15 protein-coding genes are annotated in these 19852 nt (G+C 64.6%); 9 read left to right on the plus strand and 6 right to left on the minus strand.

Annotated elements, in window-relative coordinates; translation table 11 throughout:
• Nucleotides 1-85: 85 nt before the first annotated feature.
• The 4 genes from gltX to JNC62_RS07805 all read right to left on the minus strand — a co-directional run bounded on the left by gltX (nt 86) and on the right by JNC62_RS07805 (nt 5390).
• Entirely contained in the window at nt 86-1555 is a 1470-nt protein-coding gene (gltX, locus tag JNC62_RS07790; RefSeq protein WP_374837552.1) for a glutamate--tRNA ligase, read from the minus strand.
• 206 nt (nt 1556-1761) lie between these two features.
• Nucleotides 1762-3534 carry an SLC13 family permease gene (locus tag JNC62_RS07795; protein ID WP_374837554.1) on the minus strand — a complete coding sequence of 591 codons (1773 nt, stop codon included), beginning with the start codon at nt 3532-3534 and terminating at the stop codon, nt 1762-1764.
• A 248-nt stretch (nt 3535-3782) separates the two neighbouring features.
• Nucleotides 3783-4541, minus strand: a complete 759-nt coding sequence (locus JNC62_RS07800; RefSeq protein ID WP_374837556.1) for a TerC family protein — start codon at nt 4539-4541, stop codon at nt 3783-3785.
• 114 nt (nt 4542-4655) lie between these two features.
• Entirely contained in the window at nt 4656-5390 is a 735-nt protein-coding gene (locus JNC62_RS07805; protein WP_374837558.1) for a TetR/AcrR family transcriptional regulator, read from the minus strand.
• Nucleotides 5391-5542: 152 nt separating this feature from the next.
• Between JNC62_RS07805 and JNC62_RS07810 the strand changes: the two genes are divergently transcribed.
• From JNC62_RS07810 to xylA, 6 genes are all read left to right on the plus strand, one after another.
• Complete coding sequence (locus JNC62_RS07810) at nt 5543-6736, plus strand: HlyD family secretion protein (protein ID WP_374837560.1); 1194 nt, start codon at nt 5543-5545, stop codon at nt 6734-6736.
• A gap of 101 nt (nt 6737-6837) precedes the next feature.
• Nucleotides 6838-8430, plus strand: a complete 1593-nt coding sequence (locus JNC62_RS07815; protein WP_374837562.1) for a DHA2 family efflux MFS transporter permease subunit — start codon at nt 6838-6840, stop codon at nt 8428-8430.
• A gap of 78 nt (nt 8431-8508) precedes the next feature.
• The gene (locus JNC62_RS07820; RefSeq protein WP_374837564.1) at nt 8509-9639 is read left to right on the plus strand and encodes a metallophosphoesterase; all 1131 of its coding nucleotides are present in this window, start codon (nt 8509-8511) and stop codon (nt 9637-9639) included.
• Nucleotides 9640-9866: 227 nt separating this feature from the next.
• Nucleotides 9867-10934, plus strand: coding sequence for a LacI family DNA-binding transcriptional regulator (locus tag JNC62_RS07825; RefSeq protein ID WP_374837566.1), 1068 nt, complete (start codon nt 9867-9869; stop codon nt 10932-10934).
• A gap of 9 nt (nt 10935-10943) precedes the next feature.
• The gene (xylB, locus tag JNC62_RS07830; protein ID WP_374837568.1) at nt 10944-12398 is read left to right on the plus strand and encodes a xylulokinase; all 1455 of its coding nucleotides are present in this window, start codon (nt 10944-10946) and stop codon (nt 12396-12398) included.
• 190 nt (nt 12399-12588) lie between these two features.
• A complete protein-coding gene (gene xylA, locus JNC62_RS07835) occupies nt 12589-13899 on the plus strand; it encodes a xylose isomerase (RefSeq protein WP_374837570.1) in 1311 nt (436 codons plus the stop codon).
• Here xylA and JNC62_RS07840 read toward each other — a convergent pair.
• Nucleotides 13883-14812, minus strand: a complete 930-nt coding sequence (locus JNC62_RS07840) for a LysR family transcriptional regulator (protein WP_374837572.1) — start codon at nt 14810-14812, stop codon at nt 13883-13885. The two genes, xylA and JNC62_RS07840, sit on opposite strands and share 17 nt — an antisense overlap.
• A gap of 178 nt (nt 14813-14990) precedes the next feature.
• Between JNC62_RS07840 and JNC62_RS07845 the strand changes: the two genes are divergently transcribed.
• Nucleotides 14991-15905 carry a DMT family transporter gene (locus JNC62_RS07845; protein ID WP_374837900.1) on the plus strand — a complete coding sequence of 305 codons (915 nt, stop codon included), beginning with the start codon at nt 14991-14993 and terminating at the stop codon, nt 15903-15905.
• Between the two features lie 54 nt (nt 15906-15959).
• On the opposite strand, the gene JNC62_RS07850 is transcribed toward JNC62_RS07845, so the two are convergent.
• The gene (locus JNC62_RS07850; RefSeq protein ID WP_374837573.1) at nt 15960-16997 is read right to left on the minus strand and encodes a LacI family DNA-binding transcriptional regulator; all 1038 of its coding nucleotides are present in this window, start codon (nt 16995-16997) and stop codon (nt 15960-15962) included.
• Between the two features lie 167 nt (nt 16998-17164).
• On the opposite strand from JNC62_RS07850, the gene JNC62_RS07855 reads away from it, so the two are divergent.
• Together JNC62_RS07855 and JNC62_RS07860 are read left to right on the plus strand one after the other, a co-directional pair.
• Nucleotides 17165-18691, plus strand: a complete 1527-nt coding sequence (locus JNC62_RS07855) for a sugar ABC transporter ATP-binding protein (RefSeq protein ID WP_374837575.1) — start codon at nt 17165-17167, stop codon at nt 18689-18691.
• A 72-nt stretch (nt 18692-18763) separates the two neighbouring features.
• Entirely contained in the window at nt 18764-19774 is a 1011-nt protein-coding gene (locus tag JNC62_RS07860) for an ABC transporter permease (protein WP_374837577.1), read from the plus strand.
• The last annotated feature ends 78 nt before the right edge of the window (nt 19775-19852 follow it).

Below are 19852 nucleotides of genomic sequence, written 5' to 3' on the forward strand. Positions count from 1 at the left end.
TGGCCCGACGGGCCGGGAGGGATTCACTCGGGGATCGCCCTCCCCAACCCTCCCCACAAGGGGGAGGGGGCACGTCGTGTATTTCTTACTTTCCGCTGCCGGCCATCGAGGCCACCACCTGTGCGGCCACCTTCAGCCGCTGGCGCACGACGGAACGGCCGAGGATCGCCATCGAATCGAACAGCGGCAGCGACCGCGAGGAGCCGGAAACGGCGACGAACAGCGGCGCCAGAAGCACCTTGAGCTTCTTGCCCGTGTTGTCGGCGATCGCGCGCAACTTGGCCTCGATGCTCTCGACGTTCCACTCGACGATGCTTTCGAGTTCCGGCTGCACCGTAGTGAGGATTTCCACGATCTCTTCGGGCGTCGACTTCACCTTGGCGAAGGCGGACGGTTCCAGATGGAGATCGGACTTCAGCAGGAAGCCGGCCAGGTCCGGCAGTTCGCCGAGCTTGGTGATGCGCGACTGCGACAGCTTCAGGCCTTCACGCAGGCGGTCGTTCTCCATCGCCCAGGCAAGCACGCGGGTGGTGAATTCCTCCTCGGTAAACTTCTCGCGGATCCAGCGGCCGTTCAGCCAGTCGAGCTTCTGGATGTCGAAGATGGCGCCGGACTTCGACAGATTGTCGGGGTCGAACTTTTCGGCGAGCTCCTCCATCGTCATCAGTTCCTCGCCTTCGGCGATCTGGATGAAGAACAGGCCGAGGAAGTTCATCAGCGCTTCCGGCATGTAGCCGAGCGCCGAATAGTAGGAGATCGAGGTCGGGTTCTTGCGCTTCGACAGCTTCGACTTGTCAGCGTTGCGCATCAGCGACAGATGCATGAACACCGGCGGCTCGAGGCCGAGATACCGGTAGAGCAGGATGTGCTTGGGCACCGATGCCAGCCACTCCTCGCCGCGGGCGACGTGGGTGATCTTCATCAGGTGGTCGTCGACCACGTTGGCCATGTGGTAGGTCGGCATCCCGTCGGCCTTGAGCAGGACCTGCATGTCGACGGACTCCCACGGGATCGAGACATCGCCGTAGACGCCGTCATGGAAGTCGCACGAGCCTTCGGTCGGGATCTTCATGCGCACGACATGCGGCTCGCCGGCCTCGACGCGCCGGGTCACTTCTTCGGCGGTCAGATTGAGGCAGTGGCCGTCATACTTCGGTTGCTTGCCCTCGGCGCGCTGCGCCTCGCGCATCTGCTCCAGCCGCTCGGGCGTGCAGAAGCAGCGGAAGGCGTGGCCGTTCGCCTCGATCTGGCGGACATAGTCGAGGTAGATGTGCTTGCGGTCGGACTGGCGATAGGGGCCGTAGGGACCGCCGACATCCGGGCCTTCCGCCCATTCCAGCCCGCACCATTTCAGCGCATCCAGCACCTTGGTCTCGAATTCCGGCGTCGAACGGGTGGCGTCGGTGTCCTCGATGCGCAGGATGAAGGTGCCGTTGTGCTTTTTGGCGAACAGATAGTTGAACAGCGCGATGTAGGCGGTGCCGACATGCGGCTCGCCGGTCGGAGAGGGGGCGATGCGGACGCGTACGGGGGCGTTCGTTGCGGAGGTGGTCATGTGTCTTCGGCCCGGTCGAATGCTGTGGTGCCGTTCGCCGGAGGAATTCCCGCGTGATCGGCTCATGCTTTATGGGAGGGAAAGCCCGATTTGCCGCCAAAATTGCGGCGGAGACGGAGTTTTCCGTTCGGTCAGGGGTGAGACCACATTCGATCCGGTGCGTCAAGGGAAAGTGCGGCTGCACAGCGGCGCAACCGGTCCCGGGTTCATTGCACCGGCCAGACATAGAGCAGCGCCGGCACGCTGACGAGGATGACGAGCAGCGACAGCGGTAGGCCGAGGCGCGAATAGTCGCTGAAACGATAGCCGCCCGGCCCCATCACGAGCGTATTGCACTGGTGGCCGATCGGCGTGAGGAAATCGCAGCCGGCGCCGATCGCTACCGCCATCAGGAAGGCCTCCGGACGGTAGTCGAGCGCCGCGGCGAAACTGACGGCTATCGGCGCCATGACGAGCACGGTTGCGGCATTGTTGAGGAACGGGGTCACTGCCATTGCAGTGACGAGGATCAAAACCAGCGCCCCATAGGCCGGCATGCCCGCGGCAAACGCGCCGAGCCAGCCGGCGATCAGTTCGCTGCCGCCGGTGGTGCGCAGCGTGTCGGCGACGGGGATGAGGGCGGCGAGCATGACGAGGATCGGTCCGTCGACGGCCCGGTAGGCGTCGGCCAGGGGGATCACCCGGAAGAGCAGCATCGCGATCGCGGCGGCGAAGAAGGCGGTTGCGACCGGCACGGTTCCGGTGGCGCTGGCGAGCATTGCCGCAGCCAGGATGATCACCGGCACGATGGCGCGCCGCCTTGTGCCGAGCAGGATCTCTCGTTGGGCGAGCGGCAGCAGGTTCAGTTCCTGCAGGGTCGCCGGCAGGGTCTTCATTCCGCCTTGCACCATCAGCACGTCGCCCGGGCCAAGGCTCACCTCGCTCAGACGCTCCGTCAGCCGCTTTCCCTGCCGGCTGACGGCGAGCAGGTTGATGCCGTAGCTGTGGAACAGCGCCAGCCGCCTGGCCGACAGCCCAACCAGGCGGGAATCGTTTGCGACGACCGCTTCGATGGCAGCGATCTCCTCGCCGGTTGCGGGTGCCTCCTTGATCGGCTTCCCCGACAGCTTGAGACCCGCGGCTGATGTGACCCGATCGAGCGCCACCGGCGTTCCTTCCAAAAGGATCGTGTCGCCGACTCGAACCGTGACGTCCGGCAGCGGTGCCATGTGGCGACCGTTGCGGATGATCGCGGTGGCGATGATGTCGCCCTCGCCGGGCTTGAGGACAACGCTCAAAGACTTGCCTGCTGCGCCGGACTCCTCAGTGACGGTGGCGTCGGAGGAATAGGTGGCGAAGTCGAGCGCCTCGTCGAGCGAGGGGTTCTGTTTGACGCGGGGCGGAACCAGCCGGTTGAAGCCGATCAGGAACAGGACGCCCGCGATCGTCAGGATTCCGCCAACTGGCGTGAAATCGAACATGGTGAAGCTCTCGCCGGTGATCTCCTGGCGCACGCGCGAGACGACGATGTTCGGCGAGGTGCCGATCTGCGTCATCAATCCACCGAGCAGGGCGGCAAACGCCATCGGCATCAGGTAGCGTGACACCGGGACGCCCGAGCGCCGCGAGAACTGGAAGGCCATCGGCATCATGATGGCAAGCGCGCCGATGTTCTTGATGAAGGCGGACATCACCGCGACGGTTATCAAGAGCAGAAGCATCTGTGGTGTGAAGGTGACAAGGCTCGGAAAGAAGCGCTGCACCGTGGTGTTGATGATGCCCGAGCGCGCGACGCCCGCGCTGACCACCAGCGCGCTGCCGACGATGATGACGATGTCGTCGCTGAACCCTGAAAATGCCTTGTCATAGGGAACGATGCCGACCGCGACGGATACCAGCAGCGCCAGGCATGCGACGATGTCGTAGCGAAGGCGCCCCCAGATAAAGCCGGCCATCATCAAGAGGATGACCCCGAACGCCAACATCTGATCCGTCGTCATTTCTCCCCCATCGTCCCTGCGAGGGGCGCGGCCTCGCAATGATGAATGGAAATTCCAGCGTCGGCCAAAGGTTCCGGACCCTTCGGTGGTAAAGCTTCCACAGGGTAGGAAACGGTGTCAACCGGCAACGGGGATGGCCGGTTTCATTCGCAGCCAAACGAACGGCTTAACGGCCCGGCCCGCGCCTCGCGCATCCGTCTGGCCGGCGCGTACCGTTCGCCGGCCAGTTGGGACCGATAGGCAGGCGCTCAGTGCAGTGTCTGCGCCTCGACCTTCTTTTTCCGCTTCGCATTGCGCGACAGCATGTTGAGCACCTCGACCAGTGCCGAGAACGCCATGGCGGCGTAGACGTAGCCCTTCGGTACGTGGAAACCCATGCCTTCGGCAATCAGCGTCATGCCGATCATCAGCAGGAAGGCGAGCGCCAGCATGACGATGGTCGGGTTCTTCTCGATGAAGTTGGCAAGCGGCGTTGCCGCCAGCAGCATCACGGCGACGGCGACAACGACGGCCGTGACCATGATCGGCAGGTGCGGCGTCATGCCGACGGCGGTGATGATGCTGTCGACGGAGAAGACGAGATCGAGCAGCAGGATCTGGCCGATTGCGGCCCCGAACGAGGCGACCGCGGCGGTACCGATGAAATCCTCGCCCTGATCGGCCGGATCGACGTTGTGGTGAATTTCCTTTGTCGCCTTCCAGACGAGGAAGAGGCCACCGGCGATCAGGATGATGTCCTTCCAGGAAAAGCCCTGGCCGAAGATCTCGAACACCGGCGTCGTCAGCTTGATGATCCAGGCAATCGTGCCGAGCAGCGCCAGCCGCATGATCAGCGCCAGGCCGATGCCGATGCGCCGGGCCGAGATCCGATATTCGGGCGACAGCTTGTTCGTCAGGATCGAGATGAAGATCAGGTTGTCGATACCCAGCACGACTTCCATGACGATCAGCGTCACAAGGGCAACCCAGGCTTCAGGGCTTTGCATCAGGACAAGGATGCTGTCCATGCGATCTTCCTCTCCAAATCGGAACGTCAATGACGTCGGTATGTATGGAGAATCAGAGTGCTTGCAAGGCAGCCGCCACAGATAGGATGCAAAAATGCGTGCCATCCCGTGCGTTTATCCAATTTGGCCGGCGGATACCGGGCCTTCGGAGTCTCGGGGCTGCAAAGACAGGTGACCTTCGGATACGCGCCGTTCGTAGGCTGCGAGGAAGATTTTCGTGCCGCTCGCCACGATCCGCTCCACCTCGGATGGGGGTGGCGGTGTTTCCATCGAACCGAACAGGCGATGCTTGAAGATGCCAGCCGTCGCCAGTTCCAGGAACTGCCGGCTGGCGAGCTCGGTATCGTCGATCACAAGCCGGCCATCCGCGACCTGCCGGTCGAGATAGGTCTTCAGAACCGAAACCGGGTTCATCGGGCTGGCGGAAAGGAATTGGCAGGCCAGCGGCATGCGCTGGTTCACGGCAATCACCATGCGCATGGCCTTGATCGTATAGTCGGCCGATAGGTGCGTGGCGAACAGCACGCCGAAGTCGTGCAGGGCCTCGGCCACCGTGAGGTCGTCTTTGAGAGCGCCGCGGGCCGATTCGGTGATGCGCAGACGTTCGCGCTGGATCAGTTCGCCGAACAGGTCCTCCTTGTTCTCGAAATAGACGTAGATCGTACCCTTGGACACACCGGCCGCCCGCGTGATGTCGTTCATGCTCGCAGCGTCGAAACCCTGCTCCATGAAAACGCGCTTGGCGCCGTCCAGGATCTGCTCGCGTTTCACCGGGTCCGCGCCGGCGGCGCGCCGCCCGGTCGGGCTCGGGCAGGTCTCCTCGCAAGTTGCCGTTAACTTCGTTTCCATCGCCCCTTGCAGAAATTCCTCTTGCTGCTTGCTTTTCGAACCGCGCGGTTCGATTTGACCTTGATATGGAACAAATTTGGTACTAAGTCAAATCGAACTGAACGGTTTGGTTCGATTGCATCATCGCTGCCATGCCATTTGCGGGTGAACATATGTCGGTCTCCAAAACGTCTAGCAAAGCCAAGGTGCGTCCCGTCGACGATGATTTCGTTGCCGAGGCGCCGACCGCGCCCGTGCCGGAGGCACCGGCGGCCGCCGAACCGGCGCCGGCGAGCAAAACCACCAAGGCAGGTGGCAAGCGCCGTGTTCTGCCGGTGCTGTTTCTCGCGTTGCTGGCCGGCGGCGGTTGGTACGGCTACAACTGGTGGACGACCGGACGGTTCATGGTCTCGACAGACGACGCTTATATCGAGGGGGACATCGCCACGATTTCGCCGAAGGTGACGGGCTATGTCGCGCAGGTTCAGGTGGCGGCGAACCAAAAGGTCAAGGCTGGCGACGTGCTCGTGACCCTCGACAGCGGCGACTATCAGAACGCCCTCGACCAGGCGAAAGCCCGGATTGCGACCGCCGAACTCTCGCTGCATCGGATCGATGCGCAAATCGACGGTGCGAAGGCCTCGCTTGCCCAGGCGGAAGCGGCGAAGCAGGCGCTCGATGCTGCCGTCCGGGGGGCCGAAATCAACCAGCAACGCGCCAGCACCTTGCAGTCAAAGTCGGTCGGCACGACGGCCGAACTTGACAGCGCCAATATTGCCCTCGATCAGGCCCGGGCGAACCTGGCCGGAGGCGAGGCCAACATCGTTGTCGCCAAGGCCAATATCGCGTTGCTCGAAGCGCAGCGAATGGAAACCGAAGGCACGATCCGGACCCTGGAGATCGAGCGTGACAAGGCCGCCCGCGACCTGGGCTTCACGGTGCTGAAGGCACCCTATGACGGCGTCATCGGCAACCGCTCGGTTCAGGTCGGCGATCTGGTTGCGCCGGGGCAGCGCCTGATGGCGCTGGTACCGACCCGCGAACTTTATGTCGACGCGAACTTCAAGGAAACGCAGCTCAAGCACCTGGTGCCCGGCTCGAAGGTCAAGGTCTACGTCGATGCCTACGACGATGACGCTATTCAGGCTACCGTGGAGTCGATCTCTCCGGCGTCCGGCTCGGTCTTCTCGCTGCTGCCGCCGGAAAATGCGACCGGCAACTTCACCAAGGTCATCCAGCGCGTGCCGGTCCGCATCGCCCTGCCCAAGGACGCGCTCGAAAGCGGACGCCTGAGGGCGGGCCTGAGCGTCGTCGTCGATGTCGATACCCGCACGGCCCCCGAGGCAGGCGCCGCTGCGGCAAGGTGAATGTTGCGCGTTCTCCGGACGCGCAACATTCCGCAACCCACTTTGATCCCGTATCCGGACGCCGGACGTGTCCCGGGTAGCAATTGACCGTCGGAGTCGGCATGTCAGCCACAACCGTTGTTTCGGGTTCGGCCGCTCCAACCGTCCCCACCTCGGAGACCATGGACCCGAAGCGGCTGGTCGCCTTCCTGGCGATGGTTCTCGGCATGTTCATGGCGATCCTCGACATCCAGGTGGTGTCGGCTTCGCTGTCCGAGATCCAGGCCGGCCTCAGCGCCGGCTCGGACGAGATCGCCTGGGTGCAGACCTCGTATCTGATCGCCGAGGTTATCATGATCCCGCTTTCGGGCACGCTGGCGCGGATCATCTCGACCCGCTACCTATTCACCATCTCCGCCGCCGGCTTCACCGCCGCAAGCGTGCTCTGCGCCACGGCGACGAACATCGAGCAGATGATCGTCTACCGCGCGATTCAGGGCTTCATCGGCGGCGGCATGATCCCGTCCGTCTTCGCCGCCGCCTTCACCATCTTCCCGCCGTCGAAGCGCAACATCGTCTCCCCGATCATCGGGCTGATCGCGACGCTGGCACCGACCATCGGGCCGACCGTCGGCGGCTATCTCAGCCATACCTTCTCCTGGCACTGGCTTTTCCTGATCAACGTCATCCCGGGCATCATCGTTACGATCGTCGCGTGGAACTTTATCGATTTCGACAAGCCGCAGTTTACGTTGGTGAGGCGGTTCGACTGGTGGGGCCTTCTTTCCATGGCCGTCTTTCTGGGATCGCTCGAATACGTGCTGGAAGAGGGCAATGCCAAGGACTGGTTCAATGACGAGCATATCGTCATGGGTGCCGTCGCCTCGGCCATTGGCGCGGCGTTTTTCTTCTACCGCGCCTTCAAGGTCGAGTTTCCGGTCGTGGACCTTCGAGCCTTTTCCGATCGCAACTTCGCTTTCGGCTCGATGTTCTCCTTCATCATGGGTATTGGCCTCTATGGCCTGACCTATCTTTACCCGGTCTATCTCGCCCATATCCGCGGCTACGACTCCCTGATGATCGGTGAGACCATGTTCGTCTCCGGCCTTGCGATGTTCTTCACCGCGCCGGTCGCAGGCATACTGTCGAACAGGCTCGACCCGCGGGTTATGATGGCGATCGGGTTCACCTCCTTCGGCGCAGGCACCTACATCATGACGGGGCTGACGGCGGACTGGGATTTCTACGAGCTGTTTATCCCGCAGATCCTGCGCGGCGTCGGGCTGATGCTGTGCATGGTGCCGATCAACAATATCGCGCTCGGCACCCTGCCGCCGGCCCGCATCCCCAACGCCTCCGGCCTCTATAACCTGACCCGCAATCTTGGCGGCGCCGTCGGTCTCGCGGTCATCAACTCGATGCTGACCACCCGCCAGGACGTGCACTACATGCGGTTGCGCGAGCACATCGACTGGGGCAACCCGGCGGCGCTCGAGCAACTGAAGAACATGGCGGCCAACTATTCAGCGCACGGGCTCGATGGAGCGACCGCCGCGATCAAGCAGATGGTCGGACTGGTGCAGCGGCAGGCCATGATCATGTCGTTCAGCGACGTGTTCCTGTTCCTGACCGTGCTGTTTGCGGCCATGCTCGCCTGCGTGGTCATGATCAGGAAGCCGGAGGCCCGGGCGGCCGGCGGAGGCGGCGGGCACTGAGGCTTGGCCGAGGGGCTTGCCGGCCAGCGGCATTTTCGGTCAGGATGCCACACGGACCTGACCTGTGCGGCGCGCGAAATGGCTTACGATCGATCGAGCGGACTCACCCGGCGTGCATTTCTGAAGGGTGCGGCAGGCCTCGGTGCGGCAACCATGCTGCCGGGGCTTCCGGTACGGGCACAAGACGCGTGGCCTGCGATCGACGCCACGTTCGTCTTCGCCGCTGACGTTCATGCCTGCCTGGTCACCGCGGACACCCTCAGTCCGAATTGCGAGCAAGAGGGCAAGACCGACGCAAATCTCGTCCGCCATGTGCGGGCGATCAATCAGATCGCCCGCAAGGACTGGCCGCGCGTTATCGGCGGCATCGACACCGGCCTTGAGAACGCCGGCAAGGCGATCGGGCGTCCGCATGGCGTGATCATCGGCGGCGACATGACCGACGATGGCGGCGGCCAACTGAGGATCCCGGGGGTCGGGTGGCAATTGCAGCAATTCGCCGGCCGCTACCGGCAGGGCACCGGCCTCGACCAGGTGAACTATCCCGTCTATGCCGGCCTCGGCAATCACGACCTCGACCAGAACGGCGTGCCGCCCCACGTCGACTTTTATCGTCGGGAACTGCGCGACTATGTGGAGCTGAACCATCGCCTGTCGGTGTTCTACAAGCCGCCCGTGCCGGTGACGAACTTTCACGTGCCGTCCGACAGCTACTCCTGGGATTGGGGCGGGTTGCACCTCGTCCAGTTGCACCGCTTCGGCGGCGACGAAACGAAGGGAGCGGTCAGCGGCCTGCCCTGGTTGCAGCAGGATCTCGCCGCCTATGCCGCCGATGGACGGCCCGTCGTGCTGTTCCAGCACTATGGCTGGGATCCGTTCTCGATCGAGCGCTGGGATCCCGCCATGATGACCTTCGACGATAACGGAGTCGGTAAGGCCCACTGGTGGACCGAGGACGACCGACAGTCGCTGCTGGCGGTGCTGAAGGGATACAACGTGATCGGCCTCTTCCATGGCCATGAGCACGATACACCGATGATCTACCGCCGGAACGGCTTGGATATGTTCAAGCCCATCGCCGCCTACAAGGGCGGGCTGGCCGTCGCCCGGGTCACCGACGAGCGGTTCGAGGTCGTGCTGGCAAAAGCCTATGGCGAACGCGGCGACGTCGTCTTCACCAACGCCTTCAGCAAGCGGCTGGGCGGGTGAGGGTCTGTCCGATTTTTTAGGTTGCTGGCGCTGAGGCGGTCGGTTCGGCAACCAAGGCTCCCGTCGTGCCGGGCTCGACCGCTCAAGGCCGGGAGGACGACGTGCGGTTGGGCGGTAACAAAAAGTGCAGGCCCTCCCAGAGCAAACCACCCGTACGAACCGGCCGCTGCCAGTTTTTGATTTACGTACATCAGAAACTTCGCTACAGCTTCTCGCCGGAGGAAATCATGCGACCGATCGTTTACGACATCGCGGCAAATGCCGGCGTCAGCCTGGCCACCGTCGATCGCGTTCTCAACGGCCGGCCCGGCGTGCGTGCCGTGACACGGGCCAGGGTCGAGGCGGCGATCCAGAGCCTCGGCTATGTCCGCGACATGGCGGCGGCCAATCTCGCCAAGGGCCGGGTCTATCCGCTGGTGTTCATCGTTCCGGGAGGGGAAAACCCCTTCATGCGCGGGCTGGAGGCGGAGGTGCGCGCGGCTGTCGATCGCTCCGCTTTCGAGCGGACGCGGATCTCGATCGTCAACGTTCCGCCATTCGAGCCGGCCGCGCTCGTCGCGGCGATCGATGCAGCCATCACCAGCGGCGTGGCCGGGATCGCCGCGGTCGCCGTTGATGCGCCGGAGGTGGCCGAGGCGATCGGCCGGGCGCGCGCAGCGGGGATCGCCTTGGTTACGCTGGTCTCCGATCTTGCGACTTCCGGGCGCGATCATTTCTGCGGCGTGGACAATGTGGCCGCCGGCCGGACCGCCGGCAGCCTGATGGCGCGGTTTCTTGGCGCTCGGCCGGGTCCTGTCGCCGTGCTCGCCGGCTCGATGCGGGTGCGCGACCATCGCGAGCGGCTGGACGGGTTTCGGGCGGTGATGGCGGAAGCCGGCGGCAGGCGGCCGGTGCTCGACGTGCTGGAGGGCCAGGACGATCCAGAACTGGCGCAAGCGCTGATCGCCGAATGCCTCGAGAACAATCCGGACCTCGCCGGCATCTACAGCCTCGGCGCCGGCAATGGCGGCCTGGTTGCCGCGCTCGCCGCAGCCGCTCGGGACGATCTCTGCGTGATCGCCCACGAGCTGACCGCGCCGACGCGCGCCGGGCTGGCAAGCGGCCTGATCGATGCGGTGCTCAACCAGGACGCCGGCCATGAGGTGCGCAGCGCCATCCGTATCCTGCGTGCCAAGGCCGACGGCCTACCGGTGGTCGAGGCGCAGGAGCGGATCCGCATCGACATCTTCATCAGGGAAAACCTGCCGCCGGAAAGCGGTGTGGGGCCGCGACCGGCCGGGTCGGACGAACATTAGGAGAAGATCATGTATCTCGGAATCGATCTCGGAACGTCCGGCGTCAAGGCCATGCTGATCGAGGCCGACCAGCGGATCGTCGGGTCGGCCAGCGGCGCGCTCGAAGTTTCGCGCCCGCATCGGGGCTGGTCGGAACAGGATCCGGCCGACTGGATCGCCGCCACCGGACAGGCGCTCGACGCCCTGAAGGCGGCTCATCCGGAAGCGCTTGCCGCCGTGCGGGGCATCGGTCTTTCCGGCCACATGCACGGCGCCACGCTGCTCGACGACAGGGACCAGGTGCTGCGCCCCTGCATCCTGTGGAACGACACCCGCAGCCATCGCGAGGCGGCGGCCCTCGATGCCGATCCGCGCTTCCGCGCCATCACCGGCAACATCGTCTTCCCCGGCTTCACCGCGCCAAAACTCGTCTGGGTGAAGAACAACGAACCGGAGGTCTTCGCCAAGGTGCGCCGGGTCCTGCTGCCGAAGGATTACCTGCGCCTGTGGCTGACGGGCGAGCACCTGTCGGACATGTCCGATTCCGCCGGTACGGCCTGGCTGGATACCGGCGCGCGACGGTGGTCGCCGGAGCTTCTTGCCGCCACCGGACTGGAGGAGCGGCACATGCCGGGTCTCGTCGAAGGGACCGACCCGGCTGGAACGCTGCGCGCCGAACTCGCCGCCCGCTGGGGCCTTGGAGCCGGGGCCATCGTCGCCGGTGGCGCAGGAGACAACGCGGCGTCGGCCTGCGGCATGGGGACGGTCCGGGACGGGGCGGCTTTCGTCTCGCTCGGCACCTCGGGCGTGCTGTTTGCCGCCAACGGCCGCTACCTTCCCAATCCAGAAAGCGCCGTGCACGCCTTCTGCCATGCCCTGCCTAACACCTGGCACCAGATGGGGGTGATCCTGTCGGCCACCGACGCGCTGAACTGGCATGCCCGTGTCACTAGCGCTTCCCCGGCCGATCTCACCGCTGAACTGGGCGAGGCGCTGAAGGCGCCGGCCGGGGTCATCTTCCTGCCGTACCTGTCTGGCGAACGCACGCCGCACAACGACGCCACCATGCGCGCTGCCTTTGCCGGCCTCGGCCACGAGAGCGACCGCGCGGCGCTGACGCAGGCGGTTCTGGAAGGCGTCTCCTTTGCGGTCCGCGATAGTCTGGAGGCGCTGCGTCTCGCCGGCACGACCCTTTCGCGGGTCACGGCGATCGGCGGCGGCTCGCGCTCGCGCTACTGGCTGAAGTCGATCGCCACCGCCCTGGCGCTGCCGGTCGACGTGCCGGCCGATGGCGACTTCGGCGCGGCTTTCGGAGCGGCGCGACTCGGGCTGATCGCTGCGACCGGCAGCGATCCGCTTGCCGTCTGCACGCCACCGAGGACGGCGGAAACGATCGAGCCGGACGCCACGCTGACCGCGGCGTATGAGGTGGCCTACGAGCGCTACCGCCGGCTCTATCCGGCGATCCGCGAGGCGATGATTTGAGGGGTTGGCTTGCCGCTCACCCTAACCCTCTCCCCGCGAGCGGGGAGAGGGGACGTGGCACGCGCAGCGTCCCTGGAGAAGGCGAGCGACGCGGCATATCCCTTCTCCCCGCTCGCGGGGAGAAGGTCGCGGCAGCGGGATGAGGGGCCATCTGCCGCGGTCAGGTTCAGTTATTCAAGGAGGAGAACCCATGAGCACCGGCTTTTTCGGCGAGATCGCCAAGGTGAAATACGAGGGCCCGGAGAGCACCAATCCGCTTGCCTTCCGCCATTACGACAAGGACGAGGTGGTGCTCGGCAAGCGGATGGAGGACCACCTGCGCTTCGCCGTCGCCTACTGGCACAGCTTCGTCTGGCCGGGCGGCGATCCGTTCGGCGGGCAGACTTTCGAGCGCCCGTGGTTCAAGGACACGATGGACGCAGCGAAGCTGAAGGCCGACGTCGCCTTCGAATTCTTCCAGCTGCTCGGCGTGCCCTTCTACTGCTTCCATGACGCCGACGTGCGCCCGGAGGGCAGGAGCTTCGCCGAAAACACCAGAAACCTGAACGAGATCGTCGACTACTTCGAAAAGAAGCAGGCCGCGACCGGCGTCAAGCTGCTGTGGGGCACGGCGAACCTGTTCTCCAACCGCCGCTACATGGCGGGCGCGGCCACCAACCCGGATCCGGACGTCTTCGCCTTCGCGGCGGCGACGGTGAAGACCTGCATCGACGCCACAAAGCGGCTCGGCGGCGAGAACTACGTGCTGTGGGGCGGACGCGAGGGCTATGAGACGCTGCTGAACACCGACATGAAGCGCGAGCTCGACCAGCTCGGCCGCTTTGTCAACCTCGTCGTCGAATACAAGCACAAGATAGGCTTCAAGGGCACGATCCTGATCGAGCCGAAGCCGCAGGAGCCGACCAAGCACCAGTATGATTTCGACGTCGCCACCGTTTACGGCTTCCTGAAGAAATACGGGCTGGAGAACGAGGTGAAGGTCAACATCGAGCAGGGCCACGCGATCCTCGCCAACCACTCCTTCGAGCATGAGCTCGCGCTCGCGAACGCGCTCGGCATCTTCGGCTCGATCGACATGAACCGCAACGATTACCAGTCCGGCTGGGACACCGACCAGTTTCCGAACAACGTGCCGGAGATGGCGCTGGCCTATTACCAGGTGCTGGCCGGCGGCGGCTTCAAAACGGGCGGTACCAATTTCGACGCCAAGCTGCGCCGCCAGTCGATCGATCCGGAGGACCTGCTGATCGCCCATATCGGCGGCATGGACTGCTGCGCCCGCGGCCTGAAGGCGGCGGCGAGGATGATCGAGGACGAGGCGCTGTCGAAGCCGCTCGAGGAGCGCTATGCCGGCTGGAGCGTACCGGAAGCGAAGAAGATGCTCGGCGGCGGCTTCAGCCTCGAGGAGATCGAGGCCTGGGTGCTCAAGTCCGACCTCAACCCGAAGCCGCGGTCCGGCAAGCAGGAACTGCTGGAGAACGTGGTCAACCGCTACGTCTGAGGTGGGCGGTTTCGACCGCTACGTCCGGCCCTATCCTCAGGCAACCGTAGCGGTCGGTCTCGCGTTTGATCTCCGCGACGAGGACATCCAACGCGGGATTGCGGGATTTTCGCGCGCGACGTACGACGTAGGCCACCGATGGTGGCTGCGGCAGCCGGCCGGCGATGCGTTCCATCTCCGGAGAGAGATGGCGGCTGCTGACGATGGCGACGCCGAGGCCTGAGGCGACACCTGCCACGATCCCCGCGGCGCTCGTGCATTCCAGCACGGTCTCGAAAACCAGGTCGCTGTCTTTCGCGATCTCGAACGCCCATTGCCTGTAGAAGCACGCGTCGTCGAACGACAGGAAGGGAATAGGGCCGGCGTCCGGCAAGGAAAGCTCCGGCGACTTCACCCAGTGGAGGTCCTCGCGAAACAGCACCACGTCCGAGGGGCGAACTTCATGGGCAAACACCTGGAGGATGGCCGCATCAAGCCGTCCGTCGTCCAGCATGGATCGAAGCGTCAGGCTCATCCGTACCTGTGCCCTGACCGACACTTCAGGATGCAGCCGGCGAAATCGACCGAGGATGCGCGATAGATCCGTGCACGTCGTATCCTCGGTCATGCCGAGAGCAATTCTCCCCGCCAGCGAGGTCTTGGACAGGCTTAGAAGCGCTTCGTCGTGCAGGCTAAGAATACGTTCGGCATAGTCCAGCAGTTCTTCGCCCAGCTCCGTGAACAGCGGAGCGTCCGGCTTCCGGCTGAGTAGTTCACAACCAATATTGACTTCCAGCCGCCTTATCTTGTGGCTGACCGCCGATTGCGACAGCCTCAGGGCCGCCGCAGCGCGCGTCACGCCACCGTGAAGTCGGATAGCCTGGAGGGCTCGAAGCGCGTCGACATCCAGACGCCTTGCGGTCAGTTCGGTCATGGTTCCGGTCCAACAAATCATCTGTGGTCAGAGCATGACAAATCTTGGCGACCGCATACAGTCCGCAATCCAGATTCCGTTGAACATTCATTGCGTCATCGAAATTTGTCATGTGATCTCGTCCCGGTTTGCGCGTATTCGGCCGGGACCGTCATCACACGAACCAGTTCTGGCGACCATGGCTGACACGACTGCTGCATCCTCCCCTGTTTCCGGCCACCGCCTTCTATGGCCCCTTCTGGCGATCGCCCTGGTCGTCAGTTGGAGTTCGGGGTTCGTCGGAATCCGCTACGCCAGCGAACAGGCAGGCGTGATGCTGGTGCTCTTCTGGCGCACCCTGTTGTCCGGGGCCATCCTGCTCCCCTTCGCTTTGCTTGTCGGTCCCCGCATGTCGCTCCGGGCCGTCGGCGTGCAGATGATCTTCGGCGTGATGATCGTCTTTTTGTATCTGGGCGGATTCGCCATGGCGATCGAACAACGGGTGCCGACGGGTCTCGTCGCGCTGATCTCGGACCTGGTCCCGCTGGCGATCGCTGCTCTGTCGCACACGTTCCTGGGCGAGCGGATGAGCCTGCGCCAATGGGCTGGCACCGCAATCGCGATCGCCGGGGTGCTGATCGTGTCATTCGACAGTCTGAGCCTAGGCACTGCACCTGTGTGGGCCTATGTGGTGACGGTCGCTTCGATGGGCGTGTTTGCGCTGGCGACCGTTCTTCAGAAACGCTTTGGCACGCTGCGGATGCCGATCCACCAGAGCCTTTGCATCCAGTTCCTGACCGGCTCGGTCCTGTTCGGGGTTGTCGCCGGTGAGCAGGGCGGGCTGCTGCCCCCGGCCGATCGCGGCTTTGTCGTCGGGATTGCCTGGCTCGTGCTGGTCGCGACGTTCCTGTGCTACACGACCTACTATATGAGCCTGCGCCTGTTTCCGGCCGCGAAGGTCAGTGCCGCGATCTATCTCAGCCCGCCTGTCACGATGATATGGGCATGGGCGCTATTCTCCGAACCGCTTAGCGTGTCGATGTTCAGCGGGTTGCTGGTCACGCTTCTGGGGGTCTGGCTTACCTCGTCGTCGGGCGGCGCCAAGCAAAGCTAGTCGTGTAGCCGGGTTATGGCCGTGCAGGCGCCGTGCGCATCCCCGACGAACGGCCTACCGCGCCGCCCATTGTCTCGACGGCGCTGCCACCGAGTTGCGCACCACAAGGTCCGGCCGAAGCAGGATCTCGGTCTCCGTCTCCGCCGACGTGCCGTCTGACAGCATCTCCAAGAGCAGCGCCATGGCACGCTTGCCGATGGCCGTGCGCGGCTGGCGGATCGTGGTCAGCGACGGTGTCATGAAGCTCGCCTGCGGGATGTCGTCGAAGCCGGTGACGGAGAAGTCGCCGGGAATGTCGTAGCCGCGCGCCTTCAGGCCGATCATCACGCCGAGGGCGGTCTGGTCGTTGACGCACATGAAGGCGCTCGGCAGATCGTCGCGCATGAAAAGCTGTTCGAGCGCCAGCCGGCCGCTCTCGATCGTTCCGTCCCCCTCCATGACGATGCGGCCGGCCGCCGGGATGCCGGCGGCATCGAGGCCGGCGTCGTAGCCGGCGCGGCGCCGGTTGTGGGCGAGCTTCGTGCGCGAATCGCCGATGAAGGCGATCTTTCGATGACCTTCGGCAATCAAAAGGTCGACCGCCTTGCGCGCGCCCGCCGCATCGTCGACACCGACATAGGGGATGCCGCCGTTGAAGACCGGCTCGAAGACGCCGACGCAGGGCGGCAGGCGCGCCGTCATCGCCCGGTGGCCGAAGGGCAGAATGCCTGTGAACAGGATCAGTCCGGCGGCCTGGTTGGAGTTGAGGAACTTCAGGTATTCGAGGCCGCGCTGCGGCTCGTTCTGCGTATGGCCGATCAAGACGCCATAGCCATGCGCGCGCGCCTCATTCTCCAGGCCGATGAGGATGTTGGAGAAATTCGGGTCGCCGATGTCGGGCGCCACCACCAGGATCATGTTGGAGCGGCCGAGCCTGAGGCTGCGCGCCATCGCATTGGTGGTGTAGCCGGTGATCGCGATCGCCTGGTCAACCTTCAGGCGTGTCGATTTTGCCACCTTTTCCGGCGTGTGGATCGCCCGCGAGACCGTCGCGATCGACACCTCGGCGATCCGGGCGACGTCTTCGATGGTTGCGGGGGAGGAATTCGACACTGCGTTCTGCCTCGGGCTGCTTTGCGGGCGACACTACACAGACTTGTCCAGCGGTCAAACGGCACCGCGTAAAAATCCGGGACAACCGTCAATGTAAACCTTTACATTTGACGATGTAAAGGTTTACATCAGTTCTGAGCGGTGGGGAGACCGCACGGGAGGCTTTCATGGTTTCGGATGTCGTCGACGGTGCGCCCGTCGTCCTGTCGGCGCGGCGCATCAGCAAGGCGTTCAGCGGCGTGCAGGTGCTGTTCAGCGTCGATTTCGAGCTGCGTCAAGGCGAGATCCATGCGCTGATGGGCGAGAACGGTGCCGGCAAGTCGACGCTGGTGAAGATCCTTTCCGGCTTCGAGCAGCCGACCTCGGGCGAAATCCTCCTCGACGGCGAGCCGATCGAACTGCCGCCGAACGGCGGCGCGGAGGCGCTCGGCATCGTCATCATCCACCAGGAACTCAACCTTGCCGAACACCTCACGGTGACCGAAAGCCTGTTCCTCGGCCGCGAGGTGACCCGCTTCGGCGTGCTCGACCGCAAGTTCATGCGCGCCGAGACGCGCCGCGTGCTCGACCTGCTCGGCTCCCACGTCGACGAGAACGCGCCGATCGCCTCGCTGTCCATTGCCGAGAAGCAGATGGTCGAGATCGCCAAGGCGATCAGCCGCGACGCGCGCGTCGTCATCATGGACGAGCCGACGGCGGTGCTGTCGCGCGAGGAAACCAGCATCCTGTTCCGGCAGGTTCGCAAGCTGCGCGACAAGGGCACCAGCTTCATCTTCGTCTCGCACAAGCTCGACGAGGTGATGGAACTGACCGACCGGGTCACGGTGCTGCGCGACGGCCAGTGGATCAAGACCTCGCCGACGGCGATCCTAGACGGCGAGGCCATCGCCCAACTGATGGTCGGCCGCGAGCTCTCCAGCCTCTATCCGGCGAAGACGGAGCCGGACGTGGACGAGGCGATCGCGTTGCGGGTCGAGGCGGTTTCGACCGGCTACGTGCGCGACGCCAGCTTCGAGGTGCGCAAGGGCGAGATCCTCGGCTTTTCCGGCCTGATCGGCTCGGGGCGGACGGAACTGATGGAGGCGATCGTCGGGCTGCGCCCGCGGCTTTCCGGCGATGTGCTCGTCAACGGGCAGGCCGTGCCTTCCGGCGACGTGCATGCGGCGAACCGATCGGGCCTCGCCTACATGACCAAGGACCGCAAGGCCAAGGGGCTGCTGCTCAACGCCGGTATGGCGGCCAATCTCACCCTGCAGTCGCTCGAGCGGCACAGCCGGCTCGGCTACCTTGACCCGGGCAGCGAAAAGGCGGCGCTTGCCAGGGCAAGGCGGCGCTTCGACATCCGGGTGCGGGACGCTAATATCGTGGCGGGGCGCATGTCCGGCGGCAACCAGCAGAAGCTGCTGCTCGCCAAGGTCATGGAGACAGAGCCGCAGATCATCATCATCGACGAGCCGACCCGCGGCATCGACGTCGGCACCAAGCAGCAGATCTACCATTTCATCTCGGCGCTGGCCCGCGATGGCCGGTCGATCATCGTCGTGTCGTCGGAGATGCCGGAGATCATCGGCCTGTGCACCCGGGTGGCGGTGATGCGCGAGGGCCAGATCGTCGGCATGCTCGAGGGCGATGAGATCAGCGAGCATGAGATCATGCGCTACGCTGCGGGCTTGAAAAAGAAGGCTGCCGCCTGACGGCAGATGAAGCAGACGCCGGCAAGAGATTGATGTTCCTCGCTGGAGCGGGACGGGAGGTTGGACTTGGACATGAGCGTGAACGAGGAAAGCGGCCAGGCGAAAATCCGCCGGCGCAGTTGGCGGGATGTCGATCTCAGGGCCGTGGCCCCCTTTGCGGCGCTGGCCTTGCTCCTGATCATCGGGGCGCTGGTCAATCCGAACTTCATCGGCATCAACAACCTCGCCAATGTCGCCACCCGCAGCGCCTTCATCGCCATCATCGCCGTCGGCGCCACCTTCGTCATCTCCTCCGGCGACCTCGACCTCTCGGTCGGCGCGATGGTGGCCTTCATCGCCAGCCTGATGATCCTGTTCATGAATTCCGGCGCGATCGCCGATCCGGCGTTGATGTTGGCGGCGGCGGTTGCCTTCGCCGTCGCCGCCGGTGCCGCCTGCGGGCTTGCCAACGGGCTGATCACCACGGTCGGCCGGATCGAGCCCTTCATCGCCACCCTAGGCACCATGGGCATCTACCGCGGGCTCACCACCTGGCTGTCGCAGGGCGGGGCGATCACGCTGCGGGAGCCGCAACTGCAGGAGATGTACCGTCCGGCCTATTTTGGCTCGATCCTCGGCGTGCCGGTGCCGATCGTCGTCATCCTCGCCGTCACCGCGGTCGCCGCCTTCATCCTCTACCGCACCCGCTACGGCCGGCACGTCGTCGCCGTCGGCTCCAACAGCGATGTCGCGCGCTACTCCGGCATCGCCGTCAACCGTGTCCGCACCATCGCCTTCGTGATCCAGGGCCTGTGCGTCGCCGTCGCGGTCCTTCTCTACGTGCCGCGCCTCGGCTCCACCTCGGCAACCACCGGCATCCTCTGGGAGCTGCAGGCGATCACCGCCGTCGTCGTCGGCGGCACGGCGCTGAAGGGCGGCGCCGGGCGCGTCTGGGGCACGATCTGCGGCGCCTTCATCCTCGAACTGGTCGGCAACATCATGCTGCTGTCGAACTTCGTGAGCGAGTACCTGATCGGCGCCATCCAGGGGGCGATCATCATCATTGCAATGCTTGTCCAGCGCTCGCTGGTGCGCAAGTCGTGAGCCAGGCAGTTCCGGACCGCCGTCCGGAACTGCGGCAACCAACGGAATGGAGCATGTCCGGTTCTCGGAGGAGACGGA

Origin of the sequence: Mycoplana ramosa (assembly GCF_041930185.1) — a bacterium.
Lineage (GTDB): Bacteria > Pseudomonadota > Alphaproteobacteria > Rhizobiales > Rhizobiaceae > Mycoplana > Mycoplana ramosa.